The sequence below is a fragment of the Pseudoalteromonas sp. AWM4_233 genome (assembly GCF_056158285.1).
The window spans coordinates 1-4,539 of record NZ_JBSWSZ010000054.1 but is presented as its reverse complement, the minus strand read 5'-3'; the positions used below and the strand labels follow the sequence as shown (position 1 = coordinate 4,539).

Genomic DNA, 4,539 nt, shown 5'->3' with positions numbered 1-4,539 from the left:
AAGGTTAACGACGGTTAGATTCACCTCTTACACAGCACCTGTACCGCCAACACACACGACGTTATTTAAGGCTAGGTACTTAGGTGCAGTTGCTAAGCTAATACCACCTGTTGGGCAGAATTTAACTTGTGGTAATGGACCACCAATTGACTTAAGCATTGGTGCGCCACCTGCAGCTTCTGCAGGGAAGAATTTTAAAAACTTGAAACCATGTGATGCTAAATTCATCACTTCACTTGGCGTTGCTGCACCCGGTAAGAACGGAATGTCAGTTTCTTTAGCTAGCGCTAAAAGCTCATCATTTACACCAGGACTCACCATGAAGTCAGCACCTGCTGCTACTGATGCTTCGAATGTTGCTTTATCAATCACAGTACCTGTGCCGACATAAGCTTCTGGTACTGCTTCTTTCATTAGCTTTACCGCTTCTGCCGCCACCGGTGTGCGAAGGGTAATTTCTAGTGCTTTTAGACCACCGTTATATAACGCTTTTGCTAACGGTACAGCGTAGGTGCTGTGTAAGAGGTGAATCTAACCGTCGTTAACCTTAGCAAATGATGTTCTTGTTGCTTCGTTCAGTTACGTATTGCTAAGGTTAAGTTCCTCGTGCAGTGTCAAGAGATCAGCACCTTGGGAAGGGGAGATATGGAATAGAAGAAAAGACGGTAACATTTACGCTCAGAATTTGACGGTTGTTGCTGTAAATGATTCAGAGGGGGAGGTTAGTCATTACATTTCTTTATTTTCAGACATTACCCCCGCCAAAAGCGCAATGAAGAGCAGTTAGAACATATTGCTTATTTTGATGCATTAACTGGGTTGCCTGATCGATACCAACTTAACCAATACATTGGATATTAAAATCCAAAATGCGTCAGTTTATGGAACGCACTTTGCGCTTTCTTTCTTGGACTTAGATGGCTTTAAGGAAGTGGACGATACGTTTGGTCATGAGACGGGAGACCCGCCACGAGTCAGTGTTGCTCAACGCATGAAGGCAACCTTAAGTGAGGATTCTGTTGTAGCAAGATTTGGAGGAGATGAGTTTGTCCTAATTCTCCCCATTTCAGGTGAGCGAACAGAAGTCGACTCTCGACTGCAGGCTCTCTTGGTCGCTTTAGCAGAACCTTTTAAAGTATCTGGTGTAACGCTTCATATAAGTGCCAGTATTGGTGTGACGTATTATCCGCAAAAGCGCGTAGTAGAAGCTGATCAACTGATTCGACAGGCAGATCAGGCTATGTACCAGGCGAAAATAAGCGGTCGAAATCGACTAAAAGCCTTCGACCTAAGCCAAGAAGATATTTTAGTTGAGCAGCACCGTTTTTATGATGAATTACAAAGCGCTTTTGATCAGGGGCAGTTACGTTTGTACTATCAGCCGAAAGTGAATATGCGTACCCAAGAAGTAATCGGTTATGAAGCATTAATACGTTGGCTACATCCTGATCAAGGGGTGTTGCCTCCCACTGCGTTTCTTCCTGCCATGACAAATCAGGCGCTTGAATTAAAAGTGGGTTTTTGGGTTATCCAAACGGCATTAGAACAAATGCAGGCTTGGGGCTCATTAGAAATTTGCCCATGTGTTAGTGTAAATATTGCGGGTTATCAGCTACAGCAGACTTCTTTTATTCCTGAGTTGCGCGAGCTACTAGGACAATTCCCGAAAGAAATCGTGATGCGGCTAGAGCTGGAAATATTAGAAACCAGTGCCATTGAAGATCTAGCTAAAGTATCTGCTGTGATTGAGGCTTGTAAAGTGTTGGGTATTCGTGTGTCGCTGGATGATTTTGGTACGGGGTACTCAACTTTGAGTCATTTAAAAGAGTTGCCGGTTGATGTACTTAAGATTGATCATGGTTTTGTCAGGGATATGCTAGAAGATAAGAGCGATTTAGCCATCATTAAAGGGGTAATAGGCTTCGCAGAGGCTTTCTCCTTAGATGTGATTGCAGAAGGGGTAGAGACATATGAGCACATGGAACGACTGATTCATTTAGGCTGTGAGCTTGGCCAAGGGTATTATATTTCTCGACCGATGCCAGCAGAGCAAGTGCCGCAATGGTATGATCAATGGATCGAAGCCAACACTGAGACCATATAATGTTAACCTTAGATACGTTAGAGCAAGCGTGCAAAGTTTATTTAGTTGATGAGATGGAGCAGGATAGCGCTCATGATCTGGCGCATCTGGGGCGAGTGGTGCATCAGAGCAAAAAACTTGCACTACAAGAAGGGGCGGATGTTCTCATTGTTGTGGCGGCTGCATGGCTACACGACCTAGTAAATTATCCAAAGGATGACCCTAAAAGAGCGCAAGCATCGTTTGACTCAGCGACAAAAGCAGAGCCGTTTCTAAAACAGCTGGGGGTTGATAGCGCTAATATTTGTGCCATTCAACATGCCATTGTTACCCACAGCTACAGCGCACAAGTGACCCCTCGAACGCTTGAAGCAAAGGTGGTTCAAGATGCTGATCGCTTGGATGCTCTTGGTGCGATCGGTATCGCTAGATGTATGATGGTGGGTGGACGCCTTGACCGTAGTCTCTACGAGGCATTGGACCCTTTTTGCGTAGAGCGTGAGCCTAATGACCTTCTTTATACAATCGATCACTTTTACAAAAAGCTTTTGAATTTAGAGAGTACATTTCAAACTTCGAGCGGCCGTCAAGAGGCGCAGCGCCGCACCCAATTTATGCGAACTTTCCTCGATCAATTGGCCTCAGAGATCAGTGAGTAGATTTTTGGTACAAGCTTAAGTTCTCACTCATAATGTTAGCAATGTCTAAGAAGTGCTGAAGTTGCTCGTCAGTTAAGCCATGAGTCATGGCTTCTAATGCATCGATATCATAACGTTCTAACGTTCCAAAGCAGGTTTTGCCTTGTTCTGTTAAACGAAGGAAAAAGCTGCGTTTGTCTTCGGGGTTTGGGAATCGTTCTACCATGGACTGCGACTCTAGCTCTTTGACCAAACGAGTGACTTGCCCTTTATCTCGTCCACAGCGATGAGCAATGAGCATCGGTGTACAGTTAGGGTGATCATGAATCATCTTAAGAATAATAAAATACAAAGGCGACAGGGGAATGTCGCTGTCGTTCATGGCATATCTCATTGCATGCTTTAAGCCGGAAATGATACCAATTAATGCTGTTTGTATATCGCGTTCAAATTTTGCCATGGTTTTATTTATTGTTTTGTCTAGTATAAATGGATTGAATCGGAGCCTTTAAGGAGTTCTCAATGCTCTGGCCTTGATAAAAAGAGCTCACCATCCTGCTTAATGAATTGGTATCGTTCGAGTTTGTCGCCCAGGCATGGTCCTGAAACACAGGTACCAGATGAAGGTAAAAACTGTGCGCCATGTAATGGACATTCAATGAGTGAAAAGGTTTCATCAAAACAGTGTGACTGATCAGTGAGCAGTTTTTTGTTTTGATGCGGGCAGCGGTTTCGAAAAGCAAACCGTTGACCATGAAGGTTAAATATAACCAGCTTCAGACAGGCGACCTCAATAGCAATGCATTGGCGATCTTTAAGCGCATTGATGGTATCTGACTGTAACTGACTTAATTTCCACAAAGTGCTCGTCCTTTTTTATATTTTATAACGTTAAAGTGTATCGATTTTGAAAATAAAGTCATAGGTTAGTCTTCTTGAATTGCTGATAGCGTTGATGCTCTTTATACTCCGCCCTATGACTAAAAAAGCCTCCTCAAAAACTTCCAAAAGCGTCTCTACTCAACGTAAAAACAAAGGGAAAAAGCCCTCGTTCCTAAAGCGCTTGAGTAAATGGCTGTTACTACTAGTGATACTATTCAGTATCCCTTTCGCCGTTTGGATATGGTGGCTAGATAAACAAGTTGTGGCGCGCTTTGAAGGGCAGAAATGGCAAGTGCCTTCCGAAGTGTACAGTGCGCCACTGGTTTTGTTAGACGGAGCCCCATGGCGTAAGCAAGACCTTGAACAAGTATTGATGGATTATGGTTATCGCTTCGGAAAAAATAGCCAGAAAATAGGTTGGGCAGCTAGAAGTCAAACCAAGGTCAGTGCTCATCTTCGAGATTATATGGACCATACGGGGTATCACCCAGCCTCAAGGCGTATATTCTCCTTTACCAATGGCACACTACAGATTCAAGATGTTTCGGGGAAACGCTATCGTACCGCCACACTTGAACCTCAAAAGATCGGTTACTTGTATGGTGGTAACACTGAAAACCGAGACATACTGGTCTTTGAAGAAATCCCGAAAAGTCTGATTGATATTTTGACCATTACTGAAGACCGAGAGTTTTTTTCCCACTTTGGCATTTCTTTTACTGGCATTGCGCGAGCAGCCTGGGTCAACTTGAGCTCAGGAAGTCGACGTCAAGGTGGTTCAACGCTGACGCAACAATTGATCAAAAATATGTTTCTGACGTCAGATAGAACCTATTCCAGAAAAATTACAGAAGTGTTCATGGCGTTGCTACTTGAGTACCGCTACAGCAAAGAAGACATTATTACTGCCTACATCAATGAAGTGTATTTGGCTCA

At 43.7% G+C, this 4,539-nt stretch carries 5 protein-coding genes and 1 pseudogene; 3 read left to right on the top strand and 3 right to left on the bottom strand.

Annotated elements, in window-relative coordinates; translation table 11 throughout:
• Positions 1 to 39: 39 nt before the first annotated feature.
• Positions 40 to 507, bottom strand: a pseudogene (gene eda / locus ACXAC4_RS19710) (bifunctional 4-hydroxy-2-oxoglutarate aldolase/2-dehydro-3-deoxy-phosphogluconate aldolase); the annotation flags it as partial.
• 343 nt (positions 508 to 850) lie between these two features.
• On the opposite strand from eda, the gene ACXAC4_RS19705 reads away from it, so the two are divergent.
• Both ACXAC4_RS19705 and ACXAC4_RS19700 read left to right on the top strand, forming a co-directional pair.
• Positions 851 to 2,104 (top strand): putative bifunctional diguanylate cyclase/phosphodiesterase, encoded by a 1,254-nt coding sequence (locus ACXAC4_RS19705; RefSeq protein ID WP_475164894.1) that lies wholly within the window; start codon positions 851 to 853, stop codon positions 2,102 to 2,104.
• Positions 2,104 to 2,742: an HD domain-containing protein gene (locus tag ACXAC4_RS19700; RefSeq protein WP_475061977.1), complete on the top strand. Its 639-nt coding sequence runs from the start codon at positions 2,104 to 2,106 to the stop codon at positions 2,740 to 2,742. The genes ACXAC4_RS19705 and ACXAC4_RS19700 overlap by 1 nt, the downstream gene beginning before the upstream one ends.
• On the opposite strand, the gene ACXAC4_RS19695 is transcribed toward ACXAC4_RS19700, so the two are convergent.
• Entirely contained in the window at positions 2,732 to 3,181 is a 450-nt protein-coding gene (locus ACXAC4_RS19695; protein WP_475061979.1) for a MarR family winged helix-turn-helix transcriptional regulator, read from the bottom strand. The two genes, ACXAC4_RS19700 and ACXAC4_RS19695, sit on opposite strands and share 11 nt — an antisense overlap.
• A 59-nt stretch (positions 3,182 to 3,240) precedes the next feature.
• On the bottom strand, positions 3,241 to 3,582 hold the full coding sequence (locus ACXAC4_RS19690) for a Rieske (2Fe-2S) protein (protein WP_475061981.1): 342 nt from the start codon (positions 3,580 to 3,582) through the stop codon (positions 3,241 to 3,243).
• Positions 3,583 to 3,697: 115 nt separating this feature from the next.
• On the opposite strand from ACXAC4_RS19690, the gene ACXAC4_RS19685 reads away from it, so the two are divergent.
• Positions 3,698 to 4,539 (top strand): transglycosylase domain-containing protein (locus ACXAC4_RS19685; protein ID WP_475164892.1); only part of this gene is annotated, 842 nt, incomplete at its 3' end.

What these genes read in the sequence shown, in the direction of transcription:
- ACXAC4_RS19700 (WP_475061977.1), top strand. Translation starts at nt 2,104, where the DNA reads ATGTTAACCTTAGATACGTTAGAGCAAGCGTGCAAAGTTTATTTAGTT.
- ACXAC4_RS19695 (WP_475061979.1), bottom strand. Translation starts at nt 3,181, where the DNA reads ATGGCAAAATTTGAACGCGATATACAAACAGCATTAATTGGTATCATT.